This window comes from Pseudomonas fluorescens, from assembly GCF_030344995.1.
In the GTDB taxonomy this organism is placed as follows: Bacteria; Pseudomonadota; Gammaproteobacteria; order Pseudomonadales; family Pseudomonadaceae; genus Aquipseudomonas; species Aquipseudomonas fluorescens_BF.
This window is the reverse complement of the sequence record NZ_CP128260.1, coordinates 79,053-105,345: the sequence shown is the minus strand read 5'-3', so window position 1 is coordinate 105,345 and position 26,293 is coordinate 79,053. Positions and strand designations below refer to the sequence as shown.

The window sequence follows — 26,293 nt, the reverse complement described above, 5'->3', positions numbered from 1 at the left end:
AGGGCTGCCGGTCTAGATTCCGGCAGCCAACCGAACCGAATTTGTTAGCACAGGGGATCTCCCATGCAGCACGAAACACATACCCACGGCATCAACATGTCTGCCCTGGGCCGCGACAAGCAGAGCCTGAACCTCGAGCAGGAAACCGTAGCCATCGAAGTGCCGGGCCTGAGCCTGTTCTACGGCGAGAAACAAGCGCTGTACGACGTCAGCATGAACATTCCGAAACAGCGCGTGACCGCCTTCATCGGCCCGTCCGGATGCGGCAAGTCCACGCTGCTGCGTACCTTCAACCGCATGAACGACCTGGTGGACGGCTGCCGCGTCGAAGGTGCAATCAACCTGTACGGCAACAACATCTACCGCAAGGGCGAAGACGTGGCCGAGCTGCGTCGCCGGGTCGGCATGGTGTTCCAGAAGCCTAACCCGTTCCCCAAAACCATCTACGAAAACGTGGTCTACGGCCTGCGCATCCAGGGCATCAACAAGAAGCGCATCCTCGACGAAGCCGTCGAGTGGGCACTGAAAGGCGCGGCCCTGTGGGACGAAGTCAAAGACCGTCTGCATGATTCGGCACTCGGACTGTCCGGTGGTCAGCAACAGCGTCTGGTGATCGCCCGTACCATCGCAGTTGAACCGGAAGTGCTGCTGCTCGACGAACCGTGCTCGGCCCTCGACCCGATCTCGACCCTGAAAGTCGAAGAGCTGATCTACGAGCTCAAATCCAAGTTCACCATCGTCATCGTGACCCACAACATGCAGCAGGCGGCGCGGGTGTCCGACTACACGGCGTTCATGTACATGGGCAAACTGGTGGAATTCGGCGACACCGATACCCTGTTCACCAATCCGGCCAAGAAGCAGACCGAAGACTACATCACCGGTCGTTACGGCTGACAGTTGCGGGTTATTCACAGAATTGACGCTGCGGCCCGCCGCACCTTACCGGACGCTCCAAGGACGCCAACATGATTAGTAAAGAAGGCCTTACCCATCACATTTCCGCGCAGTTCAACGCCGAACTGGAAGAAGTGCGCAGCCACCTGCTGGCCATGGGCGGGCTGGTCGAGAAACAGGTCAACGACGCGGTCACCGCGCTGATCGAGGCCGACTCGGGCCTGGCCCAGCAAGTGCGCGAGATCGACGACCAGATCAACCAGATGGAACGCAACATCGACGAAGAATGCCTGCGCATTCTGGCCCGTCGTCAGCCGGCGGCCTCCGACCTGCGTCTGATCATCAGCATCTCCAAGTCGGTGATCGACCTTGAGCGCATCGGCGACGAAGCGACCAAGATCGCCCGTCGTGCGATTCAATTGTGCGAAGAGGGTGAAGCGCCGCGTGGTTACGTCGAGGTTCGCCACATCGGCGACCAGGTGCGCAACATGGTCCGCGATGCGCTGGACGCCTTTGCCCGCTTCGACGCCGATCTGGCGTTGTCGGTGGCGCAGTACGACAAGATCATCGACCGCGAATACAAGACCGCCCTGCGCGAGCTGGCGACCTACATGATGGAAGACCCGCGCTCTATCTCGAGGGTCTTGAGCATTATCTGGGTACTGCGTTCGCTGGAGCGGATCGGCGACCACGCACGCAACATCTCGGAACTGGTGATTTACCTGGTGCGCGGCACCGATGTGCGCCACATGGGCCTCAAGCGCATGAAGGAAGAAGTTGAAGGGACAAGTGGCGAAACCGCTAATGTTCCGGGCGATGCTGACGATAAGTAAGATTGCCTGAGAAAAGCGCCCGGCCCTTTGGCCGGGCGTTTTTGTTTCTGCTTTTCATGGGCAGATCCGAATTGGAAAGCGAATTAAAAAGCAGCACCCGCGAACGAAAAGTCCCGGCGTGACTGAAGAGTTTTGGCAATGTGCCATCAGCCAGCGTTATGCTTGCCGGGATTTTAATAGGGGTGTTGGATGAGCAAGATCAGTGTGTTGGTCGTGGACGATGCATCGTTCATTCGTGACTTGGTGAAAAAGTGCCTGCGTAATTACTTCCCGGGGATCCGCACCGAGGACGCCATCAACGGCAAGAAGGCCCAGGCCATGCTGGCCAAGGAAGCCTTCGACCTGGTGCTGTGCGACTGGGAAATGCCGGAAATGTCCGGCCTCGAACTGCTGACCTGGTGCCGGGAGCAGGACAACCTCAAGACCATGCCGTTCATCATGGTCACCAGCCGGGGCGACAAGGAAAACGTCGTGCAGGCGATCCAGGCCGGTGTCACCGGTTACGTCAGCAAGCCGTTCACCAACGAGCAACTGCTGACCAAGGTCAAGCAGGCCCTGAACAAGGTCGGCAAGCTCGACACCCTGATGAACAGCGCCCCGACCAAGATGAACTCGGCGTTCGGCAACGACTCCCTGAGCGCGTTGACCGGCGGCAAGGCTGCCGTGGTCGGTTCCACACCGGCTGCTGCTTCGGCCAACCCGTTTGCCAAGCCTGCCGCTGCAGCCCCGGCACCTGCCGCCGCGCCACAGCGTGGCCTGCTCAACAGCCAGCCGGTGAAAGCCCCGGCAGCCTCCAGCGCTCCGGCCGGTGGTCGCGGTCAGGGCCAACTGCGCCTGCCGAGCGGCACCCAGCAATGCGTGATCAAGGCCCTGAGCATCAAGGAAGCGCTGCTGGTGGTGAAACGCACCGACACCCTGCCGCAAATCCTCGACAGCGCCGTGCTCGATCTGGAGCAGGGCGACAACGCCGAAATCGCCCGCCTCAACGGCTACCTGCACGCCGTCGTTGCCCACGAGCCGAAACCCGACAGCGACTGGCTGCAACTGACCTTCCGCTTCGTCGACCAGGACGCGCAGAAGCTCGACTACATCTCCCGCCTGATCGCCCGCGGCACGGCGCAGAAGCACTTCGTTCCGGGCGCGTAAGCGTCGCGGGCAAAAGAAGACCGCCGCCTGACACAGGCTGCGGTCTTTTTTCATGCTGTGCCAAATTTGAAACATCTGTCGACTAGCCTGGTCTGCTTCAGCTGCTAGGCTCATTCCCAGGCCTTACTCGACAGAACTTTTGCCCATGCCCCTGCGCCTGCTGTTTTTCTGTGGTCTGTTCATGGCCTCCACCTCGACTGTGGCCATGACGATCTACAAATCCACCGATGCCAACGGAGTGGTTTCGTACAGCGACCGTCCGAGCAAAGGCTCCCAGGTGTTCGTGTTTCAGGACCGGATGGTCGAGCGCCTCGAGCGCCAGGTCTATCTCGACATCAAGAAGCAGAAGGGCGCAGACGTGGTGTTCGTGCGCAACGACCTGTACGCGCCGGTCGAGGTGGCGTTGGCGTTTACCGGGATGAGCAACGTGCGCGGTGCACCGGCGCAAACGATCCGCCGGGTGTTGCCGGCGCGCAGCAATACGCGGCTGGCGCTGCTGACGGCGGTTTCCGGTGGCAAGCCGCTGGTGTACACGCCGATGTTCCAGTATTCCCTCGGTGACCCTGCTGGCGCGGCTCAGGGCTATCGCTATCCGTTTCCGTGGCGGGGCGGGCCGTTCCGTCTGAGTCAGGGTGCCAATGGCGATTACAGCCACTTCGGGCCGAAGAACAAATACGCGATGGACATCGCCATGCCGGTCGGCACGCCAATCATTGCGGCGCGCGCCGGCGTGGTGGTGAAGACCGAGAATTCCCAGAACGGGCGCGGCACCGATCCGTCCGGCAACTTCGTGCGGATACTGCACGACGACGGCACGATGGGCGTGTACCTGCATCTCAAGCAAGGATCGGTGAGTGTGCGGGAAGGTCAGAGAGTGACGGTGGGCAGCCCGCTGGCGCTGTCCGGCAACACCGGGAACAGCAGCGGCCCGCACCTGCACTTTGTGGTGCAGCGCAACACCGGGATGGGGCTGGTGTCGATTCCGTATCAGTTCAACCAGCCGCTGGGAGCGTTGCCCAACTTTGCGTTGGGCAAGCAGTAAACCCCGTCAGTCGAGCATCAGCACCTTGGCCAGAATGATCTTCGGACCTTTCATTTTCTTGATGATGATCCGCAGGCCTTCGACCTCCAGCACTTCTTCCTCTTCCGGCACCCGTTTCAGGGTTTCGTAGATCAGCCCGGCGAGGGTTTCGGCTTCGATGTGGTCCAGGTCGATACCCAGCAGGCGCTCGACCTTGAACAGCGGCGTATCGCCCCGCACCAGCAACTTGCCCGGCTGGTAGGCGAGGATGCCGCGCTCGGCCTTGCGGTGTTCGTCCTGGATGTCGCCGACCAGCACTTCCAGCACGTCTTCCATGGTCAGGTAGCCGATGATGTTGCCGTCGGCTTCTTCAACCACGGCGAAGTGCGAGCCGCCCTTGCGGAACTGCTCCAGCAGCTGCGACAGCGGCATATGCCGGGAAACGCGCTCCAGCGGGCGGGTCAGTTCGGCGAGGTTGAACGACTCGGGAATGTGATCCAGCGCCGCCAGTTCAAGCAGCAGGTCCTTGATGTGCAGCAGGCCGACGAATTCCTTGCGTTCGCTGTCGTACACCGGATAGCGGCTGAACTTGTGGCGACGGAACATCGCCAGGATTTCTTTCAGCGGGGCGTTGAACTCAAGGGTGATCAGGTCTTCACGGGAGTTGGCCCAGTCGACCACTTCCAGTTCGCCCATTTCCACCGCCGAGGCCAGCACGCGCATGCCTTGATCGCTCGGGTCCTGACCACGGCTGGAGTGCAGGATCAGTTTCAGTTCTTCACGGCTGTAATGGTGCTCGTGGTGCGGGCCGGGTTCACCTTGACCCGCGATGCGCAGGATGGTGTTGGCGCTGGCGTTGAGCAGGTAGATCGCCGGGTACATGGCCCAGTAGAACAGGTACAGCGGCACCGCCGTCCACAGCGACAGCAGCTCGGGTTTGCGGATCGCCCAGGATTTGGGTGCGAGTTCGCCGACCACGATGTGCAGGTAGGAAATGATGAAGAACGCGGTGAAGAACGAGATGCCTTTGACGACTTCGGCCGACTGCACGCCGACCGCGCTCAGCAGCGGTTCGAGGATGTGCGCGAACGCCGGCTCGCCGACCCAGCCCAGGCCCAGGGAGGCGAGGGTGATACCGAGCTGGCACGCCGAGAGGTAAGCATCGAGCTGACTGTGCACCGTGCGCAGGATGTGCCCGCGCCAGCCGTGCTGCTCAGCGATGGCTTCGACCCGGGTCGAGCGCAGTTTGACCATGGCGAATTCCGCCGCAACGAAGAAGCCGTTGAGCAAAACCAGGATCAGAGCGAAAAGAATCATGCCGAAATCGGCGAATATTGTTGCGAGGGACAAGCCAGGGGAAGGGTCCATGATGGAGTTTTGCGGGTTCCGTGTGATTCGAAAGAAAGAAAAATCCGCACCTGAAAGGCAGGCGCAAGTCAGCCAATGTAGCGGCTGACCTGGCGATTGCCTAGTCCGGCATTACTCAGCGGCGCTGATGACCCGTGCCTGAGCGACCTGCGCCGGGGCGAAATGGCAGGTGAAGGTGCTGCCATGACCGGGCACGCTGCTGATCTCCATCCGTGCGCGATGGCGCAGCAACACGTGTTTGACGATGGCCAGGCCCAGGCCCGTACCGCCGGTATTGGAGTTGCGGCTGGAATCGACGCGGTAGAACCTTTCGGTCAGGCGCGGCAGGTGTTTGCTGTCGATGCCGATCCCGGAATCCTGCACGCTCAGGTGCGCGCCCTGATCGTCGCCCCACCAGCGGATGCGGATATTGCCTTCGGCCGGGGTGTATTTGACGGCGTTGAACACCAGGTTGGAAAACGCACTGCGCAGTTCCGCCTCGCTGCCCTTGAGCAGGATGCTGGCGTCGGCTTCCAGGGTGATTTTCTGATTCTTCGACCCGGACAGCTGCTGTGCATCGCTCTTGATCGACTGCAACAGGGTGTCGATGTGCACCGGCTGGTTGTCCGACGGGTAATCGGTGGCTTCCAGTTTGGCCAGCAGCAGCAAGTCGTTGAGCAGGGTCTGCATGCGTCTGCCCTGTTGTTGCATCTGCTGCAGGGCGCGACTCCAGCGCGGGTTCACTTCCTCGACGTTGTCGAGCAGGGTTTCCAGGTAGCCGCAGATCACCGTCAGCGGGGTGCGCAGCTCATGGGAGACGTTGGCGATGAAGTCCTTGCGCATCTGTTCCAACTGATGGATGCGCGTAACGTCGCGCACCAGCATCAAGTGTTCGTTGTTGCCGTAGCGCGTGAGGTACATCTGGATGCGCACGCGATCGTTGGTCGGCGAGGGGATTTCCAGCGGTTCGGCGTAGCTTTCCTGCTCGAAGTATTCCTTGAAGCGCGGATGGCGGACCAGGTTGGTCACCGGTTGGCCGCTGTCCTGCGGGGTCTTGAGGCCGAGCAGGGTCTCGGCGGCGCGGTTCCACCATTCGAGGTTGCCGTCGCTGTCGAGCATGATCACTGCGTCTTTCAGCGCGGCGGTCGACTCCTGAACGCGGTCGATCACCGCTTGCAGGCGCCCGCGTACCCGTTGGTCGCGGCGTTGCAGGTGGTAGATGCTGTCGAACACCTCTCCCCACAGGCCGTAGCCGTCGGGCGGTGCTTCATCGGGTTGGTGCAGGCGCAGCCATTCGTGCAGGCGCAGCAGTTGCTTGAGCGTCCAGGCCAGGTACAGGCCCAGTCCCGCCGCCAGACTCCAGCCGTAGTAGCCGGTGATCAGGCCGATCACCAGGCAGCCGGTGACCAGCAACAGCATGTGGCGAATCAGGGTGCCATGCCAGTTTTGGTTCACGGAAAATGCGGTCCTTGTCTGCGGGGCTGGCGCTCGGCTCAGGCTTTGGTGGAGAACCGGTAGCCGGTGCCGCGCACGGTTTGTACCAGATTTTCGTAGGCGTCGCCGAGGGCCTTGCGCAGGCGCCGGATGTGCACGTCGACGGTGCGCTCTTCAACATAGACGTTGCCGCCCCAGACCTGGTCCAGCAACTGGCCACGGGTGTAGGCGCGTTCCTGGTGGGTCATGAAGAATTGCAGCAGACGGTATTCGGTCGGGCCCATCTCGGCCGGACGACCGTCGATGGTCACGCGGTGGCTGATCGGGTCGAGCAGCAGGCCGCCGACTTCGATCGGCGCTTCGCCATCGGTCGGGCCGGCGCGCCGCAGCACGGCCTTGAGGCGTGCGACCAGTTCGCGTGGGGAAAACGGTTTGGTGATGTAGTCGTCGGCGCCGACTTCCAGGCCCTGGATCTTGTTGTCCTCTTCGCCCTTGGCGGTGAGCATGATGATCGGGATGTCCCCGGTCAACTCGTCACGCTTGAGGCGGCGGGCCAGCTCGATGCCGGAGGTGCCGGGCAGCATCCAGTCGAGCAGGATCAGGTCCGGTTTGCGGTCGACGATGATGGCGTGGGCCTGCTGCGAGTTCTCTGCCTCGAGGCAGTCATAGCCGGCCATTTCCAACGCAACGGCGATCATTTCGCGAATGGGCGCTTCGTCGTCGACGATCAGAATGCTCCTGCCAACCATGCCTTAATCCTCTTGTCATTTAACTGTCTTGCGCCGCATTAGATAACGGAATTATTGCAGTCGTGTGACAGTATTTTAGTCCGGCGGCGATTGTGCAAATCCTGAACTAAGCTCTAAGTCCGAATCCTGACAACCACAAGAGAAGGTTTCCATGACACAAATGACTGCTTCCTTTAAGGCTTTGCTGATGGCTGCCGCGCTGACTCTGCCTGGACTGGCGATGGCGGCCGAGCCGGCCATGATGAAAGACGGCATGATGGTCGACCACAAGGGCATGACGCTCTACACGTTCGACAAGGACAGTGGCGGCAAGTCGATGTGCAACGGCGATTGTGCCAAGAACTGGCCGCCGATGATGGCTCCCGCAGGCGCCAAGGCCGAAGGCAAATGGACGGTCATCAAACGCGATGACGGCATGATGCAGTACGCCTACGACGGCAAGCCGCTGTATACGTTCATGAAGGATGAGAAGCCTGGAGAAATGAAGGGCGATGGCATGAAGGACGTGTGGCACGTGGTGCACGAGCACAAGTAAGCCATTGGCAGTGAAGCTGGATCGCGGCCTGCAGGCATTGCCTCGGGCCGCGATTCCTTGGGATCAGCGCAACGCGTAATCCAGCACGATCCCGACGAAAATCGCCAGCCCGGCCCAGTGGTTGTGCAGGAACGCCTCGAAGCAACGCATCCGGTCCCGGTCGCGGGTGTACCAGAACTCCCAGGCGTAGCACCCGGCCGCGACCAGCAGGCCGAGGTCGAACCAGATCCCCAGCTCGAATTTCGACCCCGCCAGCACCAGACAGGCCAGCGACAGTACCTGCAAGGTCAGGATGATCACCCGATCCGCTTCGCCGAACAGGATCGCCGTGGATTTCACGCCGATCTTCAGGTCATCGTCGCGGTCGGTCATCGCGTAATACGTGTCGTAGCCCACCGTCCACAACAGGTTGGCGATCCAAAGCAGCCAGGCCGTTGCCGGCAGCTCACCGGTTTCGGCGGTGAACGCCATCGGCATCCCCCAGGAGAACGCCGCGCCCAGTACCACTTGCGGGTAGTAGGTGTAGCGCTTCATGAACGGATAAGTGAACGCCAGCGCCAGACCGCCCAGCGACAGCCAGATGGTCGCGGCGTTGGTGCACAGCACCAGCAGGAAACTCACGCCCATCAGCAGCGCAAAGAACACCAGCGCCTCTTTCGAGCTGATCTTGCCGGCGGCAATAGGTCGTTGCGCAGTGCGTTTGACGTGGCCGTCGACCTTGCGGTCGGCCCAGTCGTTGATCACGCAGCCGCCGGCACGGGTCAGTACTACGCCGAGGACGAAAATCACGATATTGGCCAGTGATGGCGAGCCTTTACCGGCAATCCACAGGGCCCAGAGCGTCGGCCACAGCAGCAGGTAAATGCCGATCGGCTTGTCCATCCGGGTCAGCTGGATGAAGTCCCAGGCGCGCGGGTTCAAGCGATTCAGGGATTTGAGCAGGCTTTGGTACATCAGCAGTTCTCCGGACGGACGCGGACGGCTTCCCACAGCGTAGGCAGGAAAATCTCCGCCACCAGTACGCTCAAGGCGCCACGGTCGAACCGCGAGCGCCGTCCCCACAGACCGGCAGCCCTTGAACCTTCGGGCAGCCAGTGTTCCGGGTAATGGCAGACTTCGATGGCGCGGCGCTGGAAGGCGTGATCGCAGAACAGCAGTTCGCCCAGCGAGCGGCTGCCCAACTCATCCATATGCAAGCCGTCGCCCTGCAAGGCACTGCGCGACGCCACGCTGCGGGCGAACACCCAGGCCTCGCCATGGCCGCGCAAATACACCTCGCGCACCCAGCCTTCGCTGCCTTCGGCCAGCTCCAGCGCCGCGCATTCGTCGTCGCGCAGAGTCTGCCAGCCTTCGAACAGCGGCGTGACGCTGAAGCCGTCATCGGACAGGCGCGTCAGCCGGCGGGTCAGGGAGCCTTCGTCGAACAGCCAGTCGAGCGTGGATGTGTCGGGGAGGGGTGTCAGTTCGCTTTGCGGGCGCCACAGCGGGGCGTTTGTGTGTTGCACAATGAGTCATTATTGGCAGCAAATGAGGCGGCGAGCTTACCATGGCGAGCCGCGAGTTTGATTGATCCGGGTCGCCGCTGCGCCGAACAGGCTTGCATCTGCCCGGCCCGATCAGTACAAAACGCCCTGAGCCGGACGGCAGCGCTGCACCATTGACCGTCCGCGCCGGCTAAAGCCTGAACCCTGAGGAAGTACCTGAATGAAAAAGTGGCAATGTGTGGTCTGCGGCCTGATCTACAACGAAGCCGACGGCTGGCCGGATGACGGCATTGCGCCGGGCACCCTGTGGCAGGACGTGCCGGAAGACTGGCTGTGCCCGGACTGCGGCGTCGGCAAGATGGACTTCGAAATGATCGAAATCAACTGAGAAAACACTGAGGAGTAGGGCATGAGCGCACCTGTCGTAATCGTTGGCACCGGGCTTGCGGGTTACAACCTGGCCCGCGAGTTTCGCAAACTCGATGGCGAAACCCCGTTGCTGCTGATTACCGCCGATGACGGTCGCTCCTACTCCAAGCCGATGCTGTCTACCGGCTTTGGCAAGAACAAGGACGCCGACGGCCTGAGCATGGCCGAGCCGGGCGCCATGGCCGAGCAGTTGAAGGCCGAAGTCCGCACCCACACCCGCATCAGCGGCATCGATCCGGGCCACAAGCGGTTGTGGATCGGCGAGGAAGCGGTGAGCTATCGCGACCTGATCCTCGCCTGGGGCGCCGAAACCGTACGCGTGCCGATTGAAGGCGATGGCGGGGATCGGGTGTTCCCGATCAACGATCTCGAAGACTACGCCCGCTTTCGCGCCGCAGCGGCCGGCAAGCGCCGGGTGTTGCTGCTCGGCGCCGGCCTGATCGGCTGCGAGTTCGCCAATGACCTGATTCTGGGCGGCTACGAGGTGCAACTGGTTGCACCGTGCGAACAGGTGATGCCGACCCTGCTGCACCCCGCTGCGGCGGCTGCGGTGCAGGCCGGGCTGGAAGGTCTTGGCGCACGCTTCCATCTCGGCCCGGTGCTGACCCGCCTGCAAAAAGTCGCCGATGGGCTGGAAGCGCACCTGTCTGACGGCCAGGTTATCCCTTGCGACGTGGTGGTATCGGCCATCGGCCTGCGCCCGCGGATCGATCTGGCGGCGGCCGCCGGCATCCAGACCAATCGCGGCGTGGTGGTCGACCGTCATCTGCAAACTTCTCACGCCAACATTTACGCCCTGGGCGACTGCGCCGAGGTCGACGGGCTGAATCTTCTGTACGTCATGCCCCTCATGAGTTGTGCGCGAGCGCTGGCACAGACCCTGGCCGGCAACCCGACCGTGGTGAACTACGGGCCGATGCCGATCACCGTGAAAACCCCGGTCTGCCCACTGGTGGTTTCCCCGCCGCCACGAGGCCGCGAGGGTGTCTGGACAGTCGAAGGGCAGGGCGCCGACATCAAGGTGCTGTGCCACGACGCCGAAGGGCAATTGCTCGGTTACGCCCTGACTGGCGCGGCGGTGATGGAAAAACTCGCACTGAACAAACAGCTTCCGGCCTTGCTGGCGTAAATACCGGTCGTTCTGTCGGAATCACCCCGCTTTTGCCCCCACAAAGGTCGCGGGGAGACTGGCGCCGCCCTTAACCGCGTGCCATCCTCACTCCCGTCTGCCGCAGAGTAGAGCCTGCGGCGCCTTGGGCGCTGTTCCAACGAGAACAGCACGGACATAACAACAAAAAACCGTCAAAGGGGCTTCACTAATGCGTAAACCAGAACTCGCCGCTGCAATCGCTGAAAAAGCGGATCTGACCAAAGAGCAGGCCAACCGCGTTCTCAACGCCGTTCTCGAAGAAATCACCGGCGCCCTGCACCGCAAGGACAGCGTCACGCTGGTGGGCTTCGGCACCTTCCTGCAACGCCACCGCGGTGCCCGCACCGGCAAAAACCCGCAAACCGGTGAACCGGTGAAGATCAAGGCCAGCAACACTGTTGCGTTCAAGCCAGGTAAATCGTTGAAAGACAGCGTTAATCCATAATTGCGGCGCACGCCCGGTCAGCCGGGCGCGCTGCATGAAAAATGGGCATACCGATTGCGGTCGGATGCCCATTTTTTGTGTCTGGATTATTTCCGAAAACAAGCTTTGCCGTTGCCGAAATCCACTGCCAGGCAATTGGGTTCGATGGCGAGTTGCAGATCCTCAAACAAAGCGGATAAATCGTTGCTGGAAGAGGCTTTGGTTTCGCTTTTCAGTGTCAATGTGCTGTTTTCTACATGCCATGTGCCTTTGGCAAAGCCGTCAGCGCTGCCATACGCCACGCCTGCGTCAAAGGTTCCGTCCTTGCGCAGCAGCAGTTCCGCGCCCATTTCCATGGCACCTTGAAGATAATAATGACCGTCCAGCGGCGGGGCGTCTGCAGACACATGCGTAGTGGGCAGCAACAGCAGTGCTGTGAGAAACAGTGGTTTCAATTCCATGAGTTATTGCTCCTTACCAGCTTCCGAAGGGGATGCCGTATTTTTCGATGTAGGTTTTGGATGCGTCTTTGAGAGGTCGATGTTTACCTCCGGATTTACCGTCATAGGGACCTTTGGGATTGATAGTTCCTTCGACTCGGGTAATTTCTACTGGCTTCAAGCACGGCCCCCTCAGCCACACCTTGGCAATTCCCCCGGGCGCCAAGCCAATAGTTACGCGGTCGCGGTAATCCGTGATCCATTTACCATCCAGTTTGCAGTACGCCTTTTCCGGCTTGCGCATGATTTCCCGCGCAGATTCGGGAATCACAATGTAGGCCTCATAGGTTTGAGGCTCTGCCAAGGATTGCCAACGCACATAGATCAAACGGGGGAGATCGGCTCCGGTGACGTGACGCCCCGAGCCGCTACCGGGGCTTTCTGGCCAGCCCGCAGGCTTGCCCTTGTTGTCGGCTGGGGTGTTTACCGAGACAATCCCGGCGCCGGCGCGTTTGAACACACGTTCACGTATATCCACCACGTCGGCCGTTTCAATCCAGACCTCCATGTAGGCCGGTGCTCCGAAGCCGAGGTACCAGGGCCGTTTGGTGATGGGTTGTGCGTGGCTTTGACTGCAAAGTACCAACAGCAATCCGAAGACGAATCCCGTGTTTTTTTTGATGGACCGAGTGAATTTATTCATGGGGGTGTATCACTCGTTGTTTGTCTTTTGTCGGTCGGTTTATGAAAACAATGCTTATGTCGCTGTTGTTGAAATCTTTGGCTGCGTTCCAGTGCGCAGGAAGATGGATATAGCGACTGCGTAACGACAATGAACGGTCGCACCACTGACTGAAGGGGATGTGATGCCTTACCAGCTCCCGAAGGGGATGCCGTATTTTTCGATGTAGGTTTTGGATGCGTCTTTGAGAGGTCGATGTTTACCTCCGGATTTACCGTCATAGGGACCTTTGGGATTGATAGTTCCTTCGACTCGGGTAGTTTCGACTGACCTCAAGCACGGCCCGCTTAGCCACACCTTGGCAATGCCGCCGGGCGCCAAGCCGATACCTATGCGATCGCGGTAGTCCGTGATCCATTTGCCATCCAGTCTGCAGTACGCCTTTTCCGGTTTTCGCATGATTTCCCGCGCAGACTCGGGAATCACAATGTAGGCCTCATAAGTTTGAGGCTCAGCCAGTGATTGCCATCGCACATAGATCAAGCGGGGAAGATCGGCACCGGTGACGTCACGTCCGGCGCCGCTGCCGGGGCTGTCAGGCCAGCCTGCGGGCTTGCCCTTGTTGTCGGCGGGGGTGTTCACCGAGGCAATCCCGGCGCCGGCGCGTTTGAATACACGTTCACGGATATCCACCACGTCGGCCGTTTCAATCCAGACCTCCATGTAGGCGGGTGCTCCGAAGCCGAGGTACCAGGGCCGCTTGGTGATCGGTTGTGCGTGGCTTTGAGTGCAAAGCACCAACAGCAATCCGAAGACGAACCCCGTGTTTTTTTTGATGGGCCGAGTGAATTTATTCATGGGGGTGTACCACTCGTTGTTTGCTTTTAGTCGGTCGGTTTATGAAAACAATGCTCATGTTGCTGTTGTTGAAATCTTTGGCTGCGTTCCAGTGCGCAGAAAGATGGATATAGCGGCTGCGTAACAAAGCCCGTTCTTTGATGGTCAGTCCCTCAACGGATGAATTTCCAAGCGCATAAGCCTCAAGCTTGGTGTGGATCGGGATCAGTTCCTCAGGCAGCGAAAGTTTTGAATCGTTTTCGTCAATCGCTTCAAATGGCACACCATGTCTGACTCCAAGCTCACGCATGATGCGTAGATACACCAGCGACAACTCACCGTGTACCGGGCGTTCAATCATGGCCGCAGCATAAACCCGCTTCTGGGGATACGGTGTGGATCTGCCCCTTTCCAATCTTTGAATTACAGGGGTCTCCCAGAGTGCAACCCGCAGTTGATTGCCTGGAGCGTCATCTTCGATGACGCCTTTCGTATACCAGGCAAACGCCTCCTTTTCGGCAACGACGTAGGCTGCGCTACGGGTCGCTTCGTGGTTTCGGTTGATGGTGCTGGTGACCGGACTGCTCAACAGAAGCTTCTCCCTGGCTCTGGGCAGATAACCACCTCCCAGATCCGAGTGGGCGCCGGGTAAAACCAGATCAATCTCACCCAGGCTGTTAAGGGCAAAGTTCTCGCGATGTTCATCACGGGCCACCAGATGCACCACTTTGTTGGCGCAACCATCAGGCAGCTTCAAGTCCAGCCCGGGATTTCTGCTGTTGGCGCCTGTGAAGTCGAGCAACCATGGATTGGTGATTGCCGCGACGGTATCAAACAGACCAATGAAATTGATGCTGATACTTGATTGTGGATCCCAGTCAAAGCTACTTGCTAAAGACGGAGAGCCCGCTGGCAGCGCCTTTGCAAGAATGCTGCCCTTGCCTTTGAGCACCTCGTTTGCGAAGTGCCGTGCAGCGGCGGCGCCTCGACTGAAACCGAAAATATCGAACTCGATTCTTTCTATTTGCGCGTTGGGGTTGTTTTTTATCAGTACCCGCATTTGCTTAATGATTTTTTCAGGGCTCTGCTCCACACGAGCCAGGACACCCGTTTCGCCTCGGCCGGTTGCCTGGGCGTAAAGTGAATCGCCTCCATCAGCTGTCGTACCGATGCCTTCGACGTATACGCGCAAGGAAGCCTGCTTTGTTTTCTCCGGTAATACCTCGAAGGCATGGTCCGTATACAGCTCATGCAACCGCACAATGTTGCTCACATCATTCCCATAACTGTTATCCGGCGAGTTGCCATTTCCGTCATAGCCATAAGTGGCGCAGTGCTTCTGAATCTCTTCGGCCGCCTCCGCCAGATTGGCATCTGGCGCATAGCAAGCCGCGACCGTTTCGCTGTTGGCCTTGTTGTTCCCCGTCCCATCGAAAAACACGCCAACCCGCAACGTAATTCCGGCGGGCGTTTCATCCTCCAGCTCGACTTCTTCTTCCTCTTCTTCGAGCTCGCTTTCCTCGGGGGAGGGTTGCGAGGCGTTCGTCTGTCTCGCTGCCGGATTACCCGTGGCCTGCGACACGAAACGCTTGGCAGATTCATCCCTGGATACCTCGCCGCCCGTCACAATCTCGGTACTGCTGAAGATCCCGCCCTCGTCGATCACGATGTGATGACCGCCCGCTTTCAGCGTGATGCTGGCGCCCGCATCCAGCACCACATTGGCACCGGCCTTGATCTGCACGTGCTGTCCCGCCTCGACGGCAATGACCTTGCCGACAGATGTCTGGCTGCTGCCCTGGATGCTTTCCCGTCGATCGCGTCCGACCTCCAGTCGACTGTCGTGGAGGATCTGCCGCTCCATGTCGCGTTGGGCGCGCAGGTAAACCAGTTCCTGGCCGGCACGGTCTTCTAGCGTCAGTTCGTTGTAGCCACCGGTGTCGGGTGAGCTGCGACTGCGCAACACGGTTCGGGTCTTGTGCTCGGGCAGCTTGTAAGGCGCGGGCGTGACCTTGTTGATCACACAGCCGGTAATCAGTGGTTGATCGGGATCGCCCTCCAGAAATGTCAGCACGACTTCCATTCCGACGCGGGGAAGGGTCATTGCGCCAAAACCGTTTCCGGCCCAGTTCGACGACACTCGTACCCAACAACTGCTGCGTTCGCAGTTCAGCTCGGCCCGGTCCCAGTGGAATTCGATCTTCACGCGACCGAACTCATCGCAGTAGATCTCTTCACCTTTTGGCCCGGTTACCCGAGCCGCCTGGCTCACCAACGGTGGCCGGCGCGCAGGCAGTGGAGGGCGGAAAACCACTTCGGCAGGTATGGCGCGGAAGCTGTTGCGATATCCCTGGGTAAAACCGCCTGCAGTAGTGGTTTCGTTTGTGGCGTGTTCCTCCAGAACTTGAGGTTGTCGCCCGATGTGCGTGACTTCGAGTAATTGCCACAGCTCGTTGCATTGCTTGCGGGGATGTTCGGTCAGTTCGAACAGGTGGCCACAGCGCAGGGTTGGCTGGTTGCTCTGACCCTCGGCTGTTTCATAGTCGGCGCGATGGCGTTCCAGGGCCTGACGGGCAAGTTGTTTGCCGCGCTTTTCGTTCTCCATCGCCAGCGGATAGCGATAGTCCTCAAGTCCGGGTGTGAAATCGGCGACAAAGCGGGTTTCAAGCAACAGGTGCGGGCGCTTCAGATCGTAGTCCCGACGGGTGACGCGGCTGGTACGTGTTCGGGCGCGCCAGGAAAACCGGTGGACCACCGGGTGCTCCGCCACCATCGCGCTGTCGTGCCGGTAGGTTGTTGCGTGCAATGTCGGCAGGAACACCGTGTCATCGGTGAACACCAGCAAATGCCTCTCCACAGAGTGCTGGTGATGCCATGTGATGCCGTCTTCGGCGCACAGGCGCTGGATGAACTCGAAATCGCTTTCACCGTACTGGGTGCAGTACGCACGTGGTGGCAAGGTCTGGACATGGAACCTGAACGCATCGGCAAGGATGCCGTGACGTTTGAGCACTTGGGTGATGATTTGCGGGACAGTCTGGTTCTGGAAGATCTGTTGATCGTGACTGAACTGCAAATAGTGGAGGACTGGAACCAGTGTCAGGCCATAGTGCGACAGGCGCTTTCCCGACTCGCCGGCCTGTACATCCTCGATGCACCCGTGAATACCTTCGCCATCCAGTCCGAAGCACAGTAACGCCGGCTGACCAAGCAAAGGTTCCATGTCGAAATCATGAACCTCGCAGACCAGTTCTACCTTGATGGCATACAGCGTGCTGACGGCCTCGGAACCCTCGAAAGCCAACACCTTGAAGTCGTTGCGAACGGCGGGAATCTGCAACGTAAAGCGCGCAGAACTGACAGCTCCAGACATACGCTTGTCCTTAAGCAGAGAGGGAAATTTGGCGTGATGTCGAAACCCTCCCTGGTCAGCGCACGCGAACATTGCCGGGCACGCTAACAAGGCGTGAAACAAATTTATGTAAGAAGAGTCCCTGGTTTAAGTCGGAACATTCCGCGTTGTAAAACAGCGCCAGGGTTGTGGGAAATGCCTGTGGGAAAGTGATTCAAGTCGATAAGGAAACCCTGTGATAGTCCCGTCTGCGCAGGTATTCCAACAATATTCAACATATGAATTGCCATCAATTTGATGGCACTTTTATTGTTTGCAGTTGTCGCCGGTCATTTGTTAATAGATGAGCGTGTATTTTCGGAAGCGTCCTACTTCAAATTTTTTCCGTTTTTGTCATGCTTTCATCCGTATTTATGGAACGGGCGTGCCACCACTGTTGCTGGCTTTCACGGGGCGCTCTAGATCAATGCTTACGGGGCACCAGGCCGAAAATGTGAAATATAAACCGATATCAGGGAAACCCCTGCGACATATAGGGCGATCTCCTACACACCCCAATGAACACTTCGTCTTGTTGTTTAATCAGATGCTTGCTAGTGGCCATCATAGTGATTACGATGCGCCCACTTGAAAGAGCACACACTCAATTGGATGAGTCTTCTCACTGCTCTTCGATACTGTCCCGCGCCGCTGCAATTCCAATAGGCGCACGACCGTAATCCAAATAAAGGCCATGGATGTCCTACTCAAGCAAACTTTCCGCCCATTACCTCGAACTCGCTAAAGTCTCTGTTTCCAAAGAGAATTTTGCGGGCGAAGACGTTCGTTTCTCGAGCGAATTCGAGGCGCTGGAAAGCGAGCTGGCCAAAGCCTCGTCGATGCACGAAAGCGGGCAGATCGACTGGCTGAAAATTCGCGAAAACAGCGAAAACCTCCTGCGTACCCAATCCAAGGATTTGCGTGTCGGCGCCTGGCTGACGTGGTCGCTGTACCAGCGTGAATCCTTCCCCGGCCTGCTGGCCGGCCTCGGTTTGCTGCACCACTTGTCGGAAAACAACTGGGCCGAGGTCCACCCGCTCAAACCTCGCACCCGGGCCGCCGCCATTGGCTGGCTGGTACCGCGTCTTGAGCAGGTCATCACCGAGAACATCGCAATCAAGGAACAGCTGCCGATGTTCCGGCAGTTGTCCGAGCACCTGTCCGGTCTCGACGCCGCCTGCACCGAGCACCTGGGCGATGATGCGCCGCTGTTGCTGCCGCTTTCCCGTCGTCTGAAAACCATGATCCAGCGCGCCGCCGACAACCAGCCGGCCCCTAGCGTGGTGGGCGCGGCGGTGGCGCAGGTCAAGCAGGCCGCCAGCCAGTTGCTGGCCCCCGGTGCGCCGATCGACAACGAGAAAGAAGCCCACAAGGCACTGCGTGCCCAACAGGAAAGCGCCCGCCCGTTGTGCGCCTGGTGGCTCAAGCAGAAGGCCACCGACTTGCGCGCCCTGCGCCTCAACCGCACCTTGCTGTGGATGACGATCGACGCGGTGCCCGAGCGCAACGCCGAGCAGATCACCGTGCTGCGCGGGTTGCCGGCCGACAAGCTCAAGCAGTATCAGGACCGTTTCGACCAGGGCAAATACGCCGACCTGCTGGTGGAGCTGGAGGCGAGCCTGGCGAAGGCGCCGTTCTGGTTCGATGGCCAGAGGATGGTCTGGGAGTGTCTCCAGAACCTCAACGCCGAGCTGGCCATGCGCGAAGTGGAAATCCACTTCGCGCTTTTGATTCAGCGCCTGCCCGGCATCATCGAGCTGCGTTTCCATGACGGCGCGCCGTTCGCCGATCCGTCCACCCGGGCGTGGATCGCCGGCAACGTCATGCCGCACCTGCAAAGCGCCAGCGCGCCGCGCAAGGTCGAGACCGAGAACGTCGAAACCCAGCCGGCCTGGGAAAAGGCCCTCGAAGAAGTCCAGCCGATCCTGCGCAAGGAAGGCCTCAAGCCTGCCGTGCAGATCCTCAAGCAGGGTCTGCAATCGGCGCACGGCGGCCGCGAACGCTTCTTCTGGCAGTTCGCCCTCGCGCGGCTGTGCTTCCTGGCCAAGAAATACGAACTCGCCAAGAACCAGCTCGAAACCCTCGATCAGACATTACAGGACTCAGGCCTGCACGCCTGGGAGCCCGATCTTGCATTGGAAGTGCTGCACCTGCTGCACAGTTGCTGCGAGTTGTTACCGCAGAACCATGCCGTACGTGAACGCAAGGAAGAGATTTATCGCAGGCTGTGCCACCTCGATCTCGAAGTGGTACTCGAATAGGCCCCAGGGCCACAACCGCAAGGAGAAAAGCCATGGCCAAAGAAGGCTCGGTAGCCCCCAAGGAACGCATCAACGTCACCTTCAAACCCGCCACCGGCGGTGCTCAGGAAGAGATTGAACTGCCGCTGAAGCTGCTGGCAATCGGTGACTACACCCACCGCAAGGACGATCGCAAGATCGAGGATCGCAAGCCGATCAGCATCGACAAGATGACCTTCGACGAAGTGCTGGCCAAGCAAGAGCTGGGTCTGACGCTGAGCGTGCCGAACCGTCTGCAGGAAGATGGCGAGGCCGACGAGCTGGCTGTGCAACTGCGCGTCAACTCCATGAAGGACTTCAACCCGGCCAGCCTGGTCGAGCAAGTGCCTGAGCTGAAAAAACTGATGGAACTGCGCGACGCGCTGGTGGCCCTCAAAGGCCCGCTGGGTAACGCACCTGCGTTCCGTAAAGCCATCGAAGGCGTGCTCGCCGACGACGAATCCCGCGGTCGCGTACTCGGTGAGCTGGGCCTGAACGCCGCAGCCCCGGACGCCTGAGCCCACAGCAGCCAAGGAAGCCAACACAATGAGCACTAGCGCAGCACAACAGAACGCCGCAGAAAACGGCGAATACAGCATCCTCGACAGCATCATCGCCGAAACCCGCCTGACGCCGGACGACGAAGCCTACGACATCGCCAAGCGCGGTGTGTCGGCGTTCATCGAAGAGCTGCTCAAGCCGCAGAACAACGGTGAGCCGGTCAAGAAAGCCATGGTTGACCGCATGATCGCCGAGATCGATGCCAAGCTCAGCCGTCAGATGGACGAAATCCTGCACCACCCGGACTTCCAGGCGCTGGAATCGTCGTGGCGTGGCCTGCAACTGCTGGTCGACCGCACCAACTTCCGCGAAAACATCAAGATCGAAATCCTCAACGTCTCCAAGGACGACCTGCTGGACGATTTCGAAGATTCGCCGGAAGTGATGCAGTCGGGCCTGTACAAGCACATCTACACCGCTGAATACGGCCAGTTCGGTGGTCAGCCGGTTGGCGCGATCATCGCCAACTACTACCTGTCCCCAAGCTCGCCGGACGTGAAACTGATGCAGTACGTGTCCAGCGTAGCCTGCATGTCCCACGCGCCGTTCATCGCCGCTGCCGGTCCGAAATTCTTCGGCCTGGAAAGCTTCACCGGTCTGCCGGACCTGAAGGATTTGAAAGATCACTTCGAAGGCCCGCAATTCACCAAATGGCAGAGCTTCCGTACCTCGGAAGACTCCCGCTACGTTGGCCTGACCGTTCCGCGTTTCCTGCTGCGTAACCCGTACGACCCGGAAGAGAACCCGGTCAAATCGTTCGTGTACAAGGAAAACGTTGCCAACAGCCACGAGCACTACCTGTGGGGCAACACCGCTTACGCGTTCGGCACCAAGCTGACCGACAGCTTCGCCAAATTCCGCTGGTGCCCGAACATCATCGGCCCACAGAGCGGCGGCGCCGTTGAAGACCTGCCACTGCACCACTTCGAAAGCATGGGCGAAATCGAAACCAAGATTCCTACCGAAGTTCTGGTTTCCGACCGTCGTGAATACGAACTGGCCGAGGAAGGCTTCATCTCCCTGACCATGCGTAAAGGCTCCGACAACGCGGCGTTCTTCTCCGCAAGCTCGGTGCAGAAGCCGAAGTTCTTCGGCATCAGCGCAGAAGGCAAGGCGGCAGAGCTGAACTACAAGCTCGGCACCCAACTGCCGTACATGATGATCGTCAACCGCCTGGCTCACTATCTGAAAGTGCTGCAGCGCGAGCAACTCGGTTCGTGGAAAGAGCGTACCGACCTCGAGCTGGAACTGAACAAGTGGATCCGCCAGTACGTGGCCGACCAGGAAAACCCGAGCGCCGAAGTACGTGGCCGTCGTCCGCTGCGCGCTGCGCAAGTGATCGTCAGCGACGTTGAAGGCGAGCCGGGCTGGTACCGCGTCAGCCTGAACGTGCGTCCGCACTTCAAGTACATGGGTGCCGATTTCACCCTGTCGCTGGTTGGCAAGCTGGACAAAGAGTAAGAGCGACTCATGGACGGATACGGCAGCCTCTTCGAACGCCTCAACGGCGACGCGGAACTACGCAAGGGCAGGAGCCTTGAGGCTTCGGCCATGGCGTCGGTGGCTGCCCATCTGGCCAAAATGCTCAGCACCCGGGCCGGCAGCGTGCAAACGCTGTCCGACTACGGGTTGCCCGATCTCAATGACATGCGCCTGAGCCTGCACGACTCCCTGAGTCAGGCCCGCCTGGCCATCGAAAGCTTCATCGAAGCCTACGAACCGCGCCTGAGCAACGTGCGTGTCATTTCCCTGCCGCGTGACCACGACCAGCTTCGCCTGGCCTTCAGCATCGAAGGCCTGCTGGAAGTCGAGGGTTTCAAGCGCCAGGTCAGTTTCGCCGCGCGCCTGGATGGCAGCGGTCAAGTGAAGGTCAACTAAGGAGAACCCCGATGTCTGGCAAACCTGCAGCACGCGTATCCGACCCCACCGCTTGCCCGCTCCCCGGCCACGGCACCAACCCGATCGCCGCCGGCTCCGGCGACGTATTCTTCGACGGCCTGCCGGCGGCCCGCCAGGGCGATGCCTCGGCGTGTGGTGGTGCATTGGTCGGCGATCTGGCGACGACGGTTCTGATCAATGGCAAGCCGGCTGCCACCGTTGGTTCGGTTGGTTCTCACGGCAATAAAGTCACGGCCGGATCAGGGACGGTGATTATCGGCAATTCGCATTCGCCGGCGCCGTTTGTGCCGCCGTTGCCGGTAGAGATTCAGTGGCCGTTCAACGAGCACTTCGTAATCAATTGTCAGGACAGCGGGAAACCATTGGCTGGCGTTGCATACACGCTGAAAACCGCTTCAGGAAAAATCATCAATGGCGTTACCGGTGCCGATGGAAAGACCCAGAAAATTTCTTCGGATCAAGCTGAAGCCCTGGAGTTGGTGATTGAGCAGCAAACAGAAGTAATGATCGCCTGAACGCCAGGCTGGTTTCTGGAAATGAACTTTTGATTCTGGTGTGAGTTGAGGATTCTGAAATGGCAGACACAGTAGTGGCATCTAGTTTGACTCCGGCGAGCAATAAAACTGGAAAGTCTACCGTTGTGCGTCTTTTCAAAGTGAGCGATATCCCAGCTGCAATGGATAAGATGAAGTGGCCCGTGGCTGCAGCATTGATGCGTCATTGGTTTAAAGGTGAACCCTGGAAAAATGCCAGTGGCGGAATGGAGAAAGAGGAGAAAGAACACACCCGGCCAATGCCTGAGCAATATATCGAGGAAGATATAGTCAAGATGGACTGGGTGCTTAAGTTCAAGAAGCCCAGTGATACCCGACAAGTGTTGAAAGGGGCGTGGAATAACGACAAAGCCATGCCTGAAATTAAGACAAATATCTTGCGGGCGTTTGGCAAGTCCGGGCCTGGTTGTTATCCAGTAAAGTTCAATGGCAAGGGGCGTGCAGCCGAGAAGTTTGGCTACTTCAACTCACGCGCCGTTAAGTTTAGTCAGTTGGGTGGCGGTGAACTGGACGAGCTGCGTGGGGCATTGGCAAATTTCAACATGCGTGTTATCGCCGAAGGCGTTGTAAACGTCTTTGACAAAAAAATCGTGTTTGTTGCAGATCGCTTGGGCTATTACGTCGAAGACAACTATGACTTTAATGACGGTGATGACTTCATCAGTCAGCCGCTCGGGTACTGGAATTTCGATGGAGTCGCCGGAGTCATCGAGGCCAACGCGCAGAATATGGCCATTGATCAAGAAACCTCCGGGATTGTGCAGTCTTCCCTCTTTGGAATGAGTGACGCGTCAGAGAAGCGGTTTGTGGAATTGGCAAACAAGCGATTTTTCTTCATTCAAAACAAACATTTTGTGGAATACAGAAAGCTTCATGCCAAAGGTGGGGACTTCAAACTTTTTTCCGATATTTTTTACGAAAGTATCGCTCCTGTTTCCATTGAGCTGGTGAAGAGTTGATGAAAGTCAGAAGAGGCGCATGGGTACTCTTTTTCCTGATTGTTGCGATCAGTGTTTTTGTTGTTTCCTTGAAAAGTGTACTTGAGCGCGGAGCCAGCAGTTCTGTACTTAGTGAGTCAGGGAACTATCTTATTGAAAATGTTTCCGTCAGAGGTCCTCTCGTACCCTTTGATAACCTGGCTTACTTGCGAATTACCGACAAAAGAGATTCGAATGCAGTATTTCGTTCTCCTTTGTATGACCGTAGCTCTGTGGACATGCGCTCTCACGAAGACGCCGGGGTTGTGGGAATTGTCTGGATTGATTTCTACAAACGAGACCAGCACTTCGGCATTCGCATGCCGGAATGGAAAACGCATTGGCTCAATCTTTTTATCAGCAATACCCCTTATGAAGTCATTGGGAATGATTGAACTCAGCGTTCGTTATAAAGCACTGTTTTTTTCATGAGTTCCACTACCAGGCAGGTAACCCGTGTCCTTTAACCACTACTACCAAAGCGAACTCACTGCACTGCGCCAACTGGGCCGCCGTTTCGCCGAGCGTAGTCCGGCGTTGGCGCCGTTCCTGGGGCAGGCCGGGCGGGATCCGGATGTGGAGCGGTTGCTGGAAGGCTTTGCGTTTCTGACCGGGCGGCTGCGCCAGAAGCTCGATGACGAGCTGCCGGAGCTCAGCCATTCCCTGATGCAGTTGCTGTGGCCGAACTACATGCGCCCGCTGCCGGCGTTCAGCATTTTGCAGTTCGATCCGCTCAAGCGTTCGGGGCCTGCGCTGAAGGTCGAGCGCGATACGCCGATTGAAAGTGTGCCGATCGAAGACGTGCGCTGCCGCTTCCGCACCTGCTACCCGACCGAAGTCATGGCGCTGGATCTGGCCGCGCTGAACTACTCGGTGAAGGGCGACGGCTCGTTGCTCAGCCTGCGCCTGGAGATGAGTGCCGACGGCCACCTCGGCGAGCTGGAGCTGAGCAAGCTGCGCCTGCACTTTGCCGGCGAGCGTTACATCAGCCAGATGCTCTACCTGAGCCTGCTGCGCAACCTCGACGGCATCGAACTGATTCCGCTCGACGGCGCCGGCAAGCCAATCGATGGTGTGAGCGGCAAGCCGATGGCGTTCAAGATTCCGGGCGACCGGGTCAAGCCAGTGGGTTTTGCCGAAGAAGAAGCGTTGATCCCGTATCCGCTGAACACCTTCCGGGGCTATCGCTATCTGCAGGAATACTTCGCCTTCCAGGACAAGTTCCTGTTCGTCGATGTCCACGGTCTGGACATCCTCAAGGCGCTGCCGGAAGACACCCTCAAGCAGATGCGCGGCCTGGAATTGCGCTTCGATATCCGCAAGAGCGGGATCATGCGCATGCGCCCGACGACGGATAACGTGAAGCTGTTCTGCACGCCGATCGTCAACCTGTTCAAGCACGACGCACTTCCGATCCGCCTCGACGGCAAACAGGATGAATACCTGCTGCTACCGGCGGAATTCGATCTGGAAAACTGCGGTGTGTTCTCGGTGGAAACCGTGACCGGCTGGAAGCCCGGCGGCCTCGGTTATCAGGAGTACGTGCCGTTCGAATCCTTCGAGCACGACCCGAGTTTCGACGTGCCCAACAGCCGTCCGCATTACAGCATCCGCCAGCGCTCATCGCTGCTGCACGACGGCCTCGACACCTACCTGAGCTTCGGCATCCGCCACACCGAAGCCCACGAAACCCTGTCGATCGAGCTGGTCTGCACCAACCAGAACCTGCCGCGCAAACTCAAGCTCGGGCAGATCTGCATGGCCTGCGAAGAGACCCCGGAGTTTCTGAGTTTCCGCAACATCACCCCGGCCACTTCCAGTTTCGCGCCGCCGCTGAACCGTGACTTCCTGTGGAAGCTGATCAGCAACATGTCGCTTAACTATCTGTCGCTGGCCGACGTCAATGCACTGAAGGTGATTCTCGAAACCTACGACCTGCCGCGCTACTACGACCAGCACGCGGAGAAGGTCAGCAAGCGCCTGCTCGGCGGCCTCAAGCACATCAAGCATCACCACGTGGACCGGTTACACCGTGGTCTGCCGGTGCGCGGTTTGCGCACCGAACTGACCATCGACCCGGAAGGGTATATCGGTGAGGGCGACCTGTTCGTCTTCGCCTCGGTTCTCAACGAGTTTTTCGCGCTTTACGCCAGTCTCAATTCATTCCACGAGCTGCGGGTAAAAAGCACACAGGGAGAGGTGTACCAATGGACACCACGTATGGGCCTGCAGCCCCTGCTTTAAGCGGGCTGACGAAGGTAATACGCGAGTACTCGCTGTTTCAGGCCGTGCTGCTGGTGATCGACCGGCTGCGCGATGCGCACCCGTACCTGAGCGAAGACGACCTGTACGACCAGCTGGAATTCCAGGCCAACCCGAGCCTCGGATTTCCGCGCAGCGATGTCGATCGTGTCGAGTTTTTCGAAGAGCACGGGCAGATGCGCGCGCGCCTGCGGTTCAACCTGATCGGCCTGGTCGGTTCCGGCTCGCCGCTGCCGGCGTTCTATGGCGAGCAAGCCCTGGGCGACAGCGAAGACGGTAACCCGACGCGCAATTTCCTCGACCTGTTCCACCATCGCCTGCAACGGCTGATGCTGCCGATCTGGCGCAAGTACCGCTATCGCGCGAGCTTCCAGAGTGGCGCGGTCGACCCGTTCTCGTCGCAGCTGTTCGCCCTGATCGGCCTCGGCGGCGACGAGATCCGCAAGGCCAAGGAACTGAACTGGAAACGCCTGCTGCCGTACCTAGGCTTGCTCAGTTTGCGGGCGCACTCGGCGGCGCTGATCGAAGCGGTGTTGCGTTACTACTTCAAGCACGAAGACCTGGTCATCGAGCAGTGCATCGAGCGCCGCGTGGAGATCCTCGAAGAGCAACGCAACCGCCTCGGCTTCGCCAACAGCGTGCTGGGTGAAGACCTGGTGCTGGGCGAACACGTGCGCGACCGCAGCGGCAAGTTCCGCATTCACATCACCGAACTCGACTGGGAGCGATTCCACGAATTCCTGCCCATCGGTTTCGGTTACCAGCCGCTCTGCGCGCTGGTGCGGTTCACCTTGCGTGACCCTCTCGATTACGACATCCGCCTGGTGCTGCGTCCGGAAGAAATCCGCGAACTGCGCATTGGCGAGAAGAACGACTGTCGCCTGGGTTGGACCAGTTGGCTGGGCTGCGAAAAAGCAGACGGCGTGGTCACCCTGGGCAGCAAAATTCATTAAGGACGTGAG

At 59.2% G+C, this 26,293-nt stretch carries 26 protein-coding genes; 17 read left to right on the top strand and 9 right to left on the bottom strand.

Annotation, left to right across the window (positions count from 1 at the left end; all coding sequences use genetic code 11):
- Window positions 1-63 precede the first annotated feature (63 nt).
- The 4 genes from pstB to QR290_RS00495 all read left to right on the top strand — a co-directional run bounded on the left by pstB (window position 64) and on the right by QR290_RS00495 (window position 3,918).
- Window positions 64-897, top strand: coding sequence for a phosphate ABC transporter ATP-binding protein PstB (pstB, locus tag QR290_RS00510; protein WP_065258233.1), 834 nt, complete (start codon window positions 64-66; stop codon window positions 895-897).
- Between the two features lie 71 nt (window positions 898-968).
- Complete coding sequence (gene phoU, locus QR290_RS00505; RefSeq protein WP_007954334.1) at window positions 969-1,730, top strand: phosphate signaling complex protein PhoU; 762 nt, start codon at window positions 969-971, stop codon at window positions 1,728-1,730.
- A gap of 189 nt (window positions 1,731-1,919) precedes the next feature.
- The gene (locus QR290_RS00500; RefSeq protein WP_289204089.1) at window positions 1,920-2,876 is read left to right on the top strand and encodes a response regulator; all 957 of its coding nucleotides are present in this window, start codon (window positions 1,920-1,922) and stop codon (window positions 2,874-2,876) included.
- Between the two features lie 145 nt (window positions 2,877-3,021).
- Window positions 3,022-3,918 carry a peptidoglycan DD-metalloendopeptidase family protein gene (locus tag QR290_RS00495; protein ID WP_085747943.1) on the top strand — a complete coding sequence of 299 codons (897 nt, stop codon included), beginning with the start codon at window positions 3,022-3,024 and terminating at the stop codon, window positions 3,916-3,918.
- Window positions 3,919-3,924: 6 nt separating this feature from the next.
- Here QR290_RS00495 and QR290_RS00490 read toward each other — a convergent pair whose 3' ends face one another.
- The 3 genes from QR290_RS00490 to phoB form a co-directional block, all read right to left on the bottom strand.
- Complete coding sequence (locus tag QR290_RS00490; RefSeq protein WP_007954342.1) at window positions 3,925-5,265, bottom strand: hemolysin family protein; 1,341 nt, start codon at window positions 5,263-5,265, stop codon at window positions 3,925-3,927.
- A gap of 111 nt (window positions 5,266-5,376) precedes the next feature.
- Entirely contained in the window at window positions 5,377-6,663 is a 1,287-nt protein-coding gene (gene phoR, locus QR290_RS00485; RefSeq protein ID WP_289205335.1) for a phosphate regulon sensor histidine kinase PhoR, read from the bottom strand.
- A gap of 74 nt (window positions 6,664-6,737) precedes the next feature.
- The gene (gene phoB, locus QR290_RS00480) at window positions 6,738-7,427 is read right to left on the bottom strand and encodes a phosphate regulon transcriptional regulator PhoB (RefSeq protein WP_003229608.1); all 690 of its coding nucleotides are present in this window, start codon (window positions 7,425-7,427) and stop codon (window positions 6,738-6,740) included.
- A gap of 151 nt (window positions 7,428-7,578) precedes the next feature.
- Here phoB and QR290_RS00475 point away from each other — a divergent pair, with 151 nt between their 5' ends.
- Window positions 7,579-7,962, top strand: coding sequence for a COG4315 family predicted lipoprotein (locus QR290_RS00475; protein ID WP_115079729.1), 384 nt, complete (start codon window positions 7,579-7,581; stop codon window positions 7,960-7,962).
- A gap of 63 nt (window positions 7,963-8,025) precedes the next feature.
- Here the strand turns inward: QR290_RS00475 and ubiA are convergent, their stop codons facing one another.
- Window positions 8,026-8,916 carry a 4-hydroxybenzoate octaprenyltransferase gene (gene ubiA, locus QR290_RS00470; protein ID WP_289204088.1) on the bottom strand — a complete coding sequence of 297 codons (891 nt, stop codon included), beginning with the start codon at window positions 8,914-8,916 and terminating at the stop codon, window positions 8,026-8,028.
- Window positions 8,916-9,467, bottom strand: a complete 552-nt coding sequence (locus QR290_RS00465; RefSeq protein ID WP_115079727.1) for a chorismate--pyruvate lyase family protein — start codon at window positions 9,465-9,467, stop codon at window positions 8,916-8,918. Before QR290_RS00465 ends, ubiA begins: the two co-directional genes overlap by 1 nt.
- 199 nt (window positions 9,468-9,666) lie before the next feature.
- On the opposite strand from QR290_RS00465, the gene QR290_RS00460 reads away from it, so the two are divergent.
- The 3 genes from QR290_RS00460 (at window position 9,667) to QR290_RS00450 (ending at window position 11,470) form a co-directional block, all read left to right on the top strand.
- The gene (locus QR290_RS00460; protein WP_007954349.1) at window positions 9,667-9,834 is read left to right on the top strand and encodes a rubredoxin; all 168 of its coding nucleotides are present in this window, start codon (window positions 9,667-9,669) and stop codon (window positions 9,832-9,834) included.
- 21 nt (window positions 9,835-9,855) lie between these two features.
- Window positions 9,856-11,004, top strand: coding sequence for an NAD(P)/FAD-dependent oxidoreductase (locus QR290_RS00455; RefSeq protein ID WP_115079726.1), 1,149 nt, complete (start codon window positions 9,856-9,858; stop codon window positions 11,002-11,004).
- Window positions 11,005-11,194: 190 nt separating this feature from the next.
- On the top strand, window positions 11,195-11,470 hold the full coding sequence (locus QR290_RS00450; protein WP_003213368.1) for an HU family DNA-binding protein: 276 nt from the start codon (window positions 11,195-11,197) through the stop codon (window positions 11,468-11,470).
- Between the two features lie 86 nt (window positions 11,471-11,556).
- Here the strand turns inward: QR290_RS00450 and QR290_RS00445 are convergent, their stop codons facing one another.
- From QR290_RS00445 to tssI, 4 genes are all read right to left on the bottom strand, one after another.
- Entirely contained in the window at window positions 11,557-11,910 is a 354-nt protein-coding gene (locus QR290_RS00445; protein ID WP_289204087.1) for a hypothetical protein, read from the bottom strand.
- Window positions 11,911-11,923: 13 nt separating this feature from the next.
- The gene (locus QR290_RS00440) at window positions 11,924-12,592 is read right to left on the bottom strand and encodes a DUF2931 family protein (protein WP_115079724.1); all 669 of its coding nucleotides are present in this window, start codon (window positions 12,590-12,592) and stop codon (window positions 11,924-11,926) included.
- Between the two features lie 168 nt (window positions 12,593-12,760).
- Window positions 12,761-13,429, bottom strand: coding sequence for a DUF2931 family protein (locus tag QR290_RS00435; RefSeq protein ID WP_289204086.1), 669 nt, complete (start codon window positions 13,427-13,429; stop codon window positions 12,761-12,763).
- Window positions 13,422-16,781 carry a type VI secretion system tip protein TssI/VgrG gene (gene tssI / locus QR290_RS00430; protein ID WP_289204085.1) on the bottom strand — a complete coding sequence of 1,120 codons (3,360 nt, stop codon included), beginning with the start codon at window positions 16,779-16,781 and terminating at the stop codon, window positions 13,422-13,424. The genes QR290_RS00435 and tssI overlap by 8 nt, the downstream gene beginning before the upstream one ends.
- 716 nt (window positions 16,782-17,497) lie before the next feature.
- Here tssI and tssA point away from each other — a divergent pair.
- From tssA to tssG, 9 genes are all read left to right on the top strand, one after another.
- Window positions 17,498-19,060 (top strand): type VI secretion system protein TssA, encoded by a 1,563-nt coding sequence (gene tssA / locus QR290_RS00425; RefSeq protein ID WP_115079721.1) that lies wholly within the window; start codon window positions 17,498-17,500, stop codon window positions 19,058-19,060.
- Window positions 19,061-19,092: 32 nt separating this feature from the next.
- Window positions 19,093-19,596, top strand: coding sequence for a type VI secretion system contractile sheath small subunit (tssB, locus tag QR290_RS00420; protein WP_003229587.1), 504 nt, complete (start codon window positions 19,093-19,095; stop codon window positions 19,594-19,596).
- A gap of 28 nt (window positions 19,597-19,624) precedes the next feature.
- Complete coding sequence (gene tssC, locus QR290_RS00415) at window positions 19,625-21,100, top strand: type VI secretion system contractile sheath large subunit (protein ID WP_007954371.1); 1,476 nt, start codon at window positions 19,625-19,627, stop codon at window positions 21,098-21,100.
- A 9-nt stretch (window positions 21,101-21,109) separates the two neighbouring features.
- Window positions 21,110-21,517, top strand: coding sequence for a type VI secretion system baseplate subunit TssE (gene tssE, locus QR290_RS00410; RefSeq protein WP_007954373.1), 408 nt, complete (start codon window positions 21,110-21,112; stop codon window positions 21,515-21,517).
- Between the two features lie 11 nt (window positions 21,518-21,528).
- Window positions 21,529-22,053, top strand: a complete 525-nt coding sequence (locus tag QR290_RS00405; RefSeq protein WP_115079720.1) for a PAAR domain-containing protein — start codon at window positions 21,529-21,531, stop codon at window positions 22,051-22,053.
- 59 nt (window positions 22,054-22,112) lie between these two features.
- Window positions 22,113-23,051 carry a DUF6402 family protein gene (locus QR290_RS00400; protein ID WP_115079719.1) on the top strand — a complete coding sequence of 313 codons (939 nt, stop codon included), beginning with the start codon at window positions 22,113-22,115 and terminating at the stop codon, window positions 23,049-23,051.
- Window positions 23,051-23,464, top strand: a complete 414-nt coding sequence (locus tag QR290_RS00395) for a hypothetical protein (RefSeq protein WP_115079718.1) — start codon at window positions 23,051-23,053, stop codon at window positions 23,462-23,464. Before QR290_RS00400 ends, QR290_RS00395 begins: the two co-directional genes overlap by 1 nt.
- A gap of 61 nt (window positions 23,465-23,525) precedes the next feature.
- Complete coding sequence (gene tssF, locus QR290_RS00390; RefSeq protein ID WP_115079717.1) at window positions 23,526-25,313, top strand: type VI secretion system baseplate subunit TssF; 1,788 nt, start codon at window positions 23,526-23,528, stop codon at window positions 25,311-25,313.
- Window positions 25,277-26,284, top strand: a complete 1,008-nt coding sequence (gene tssG, locus QR290_RS00385; protein WP_007954381.1) for a type VI secretion system baseplate subunit TssG — start codon at window positions 25,277-25,279, stop codon at window positions 26,282-26,284. Before tssF ends, tssG begins: the two co-directional genes overlap by 37 nt.
- The last annotated feature ends 9 nt before the right edge of the window (window positions 26,285-26,293 follow it).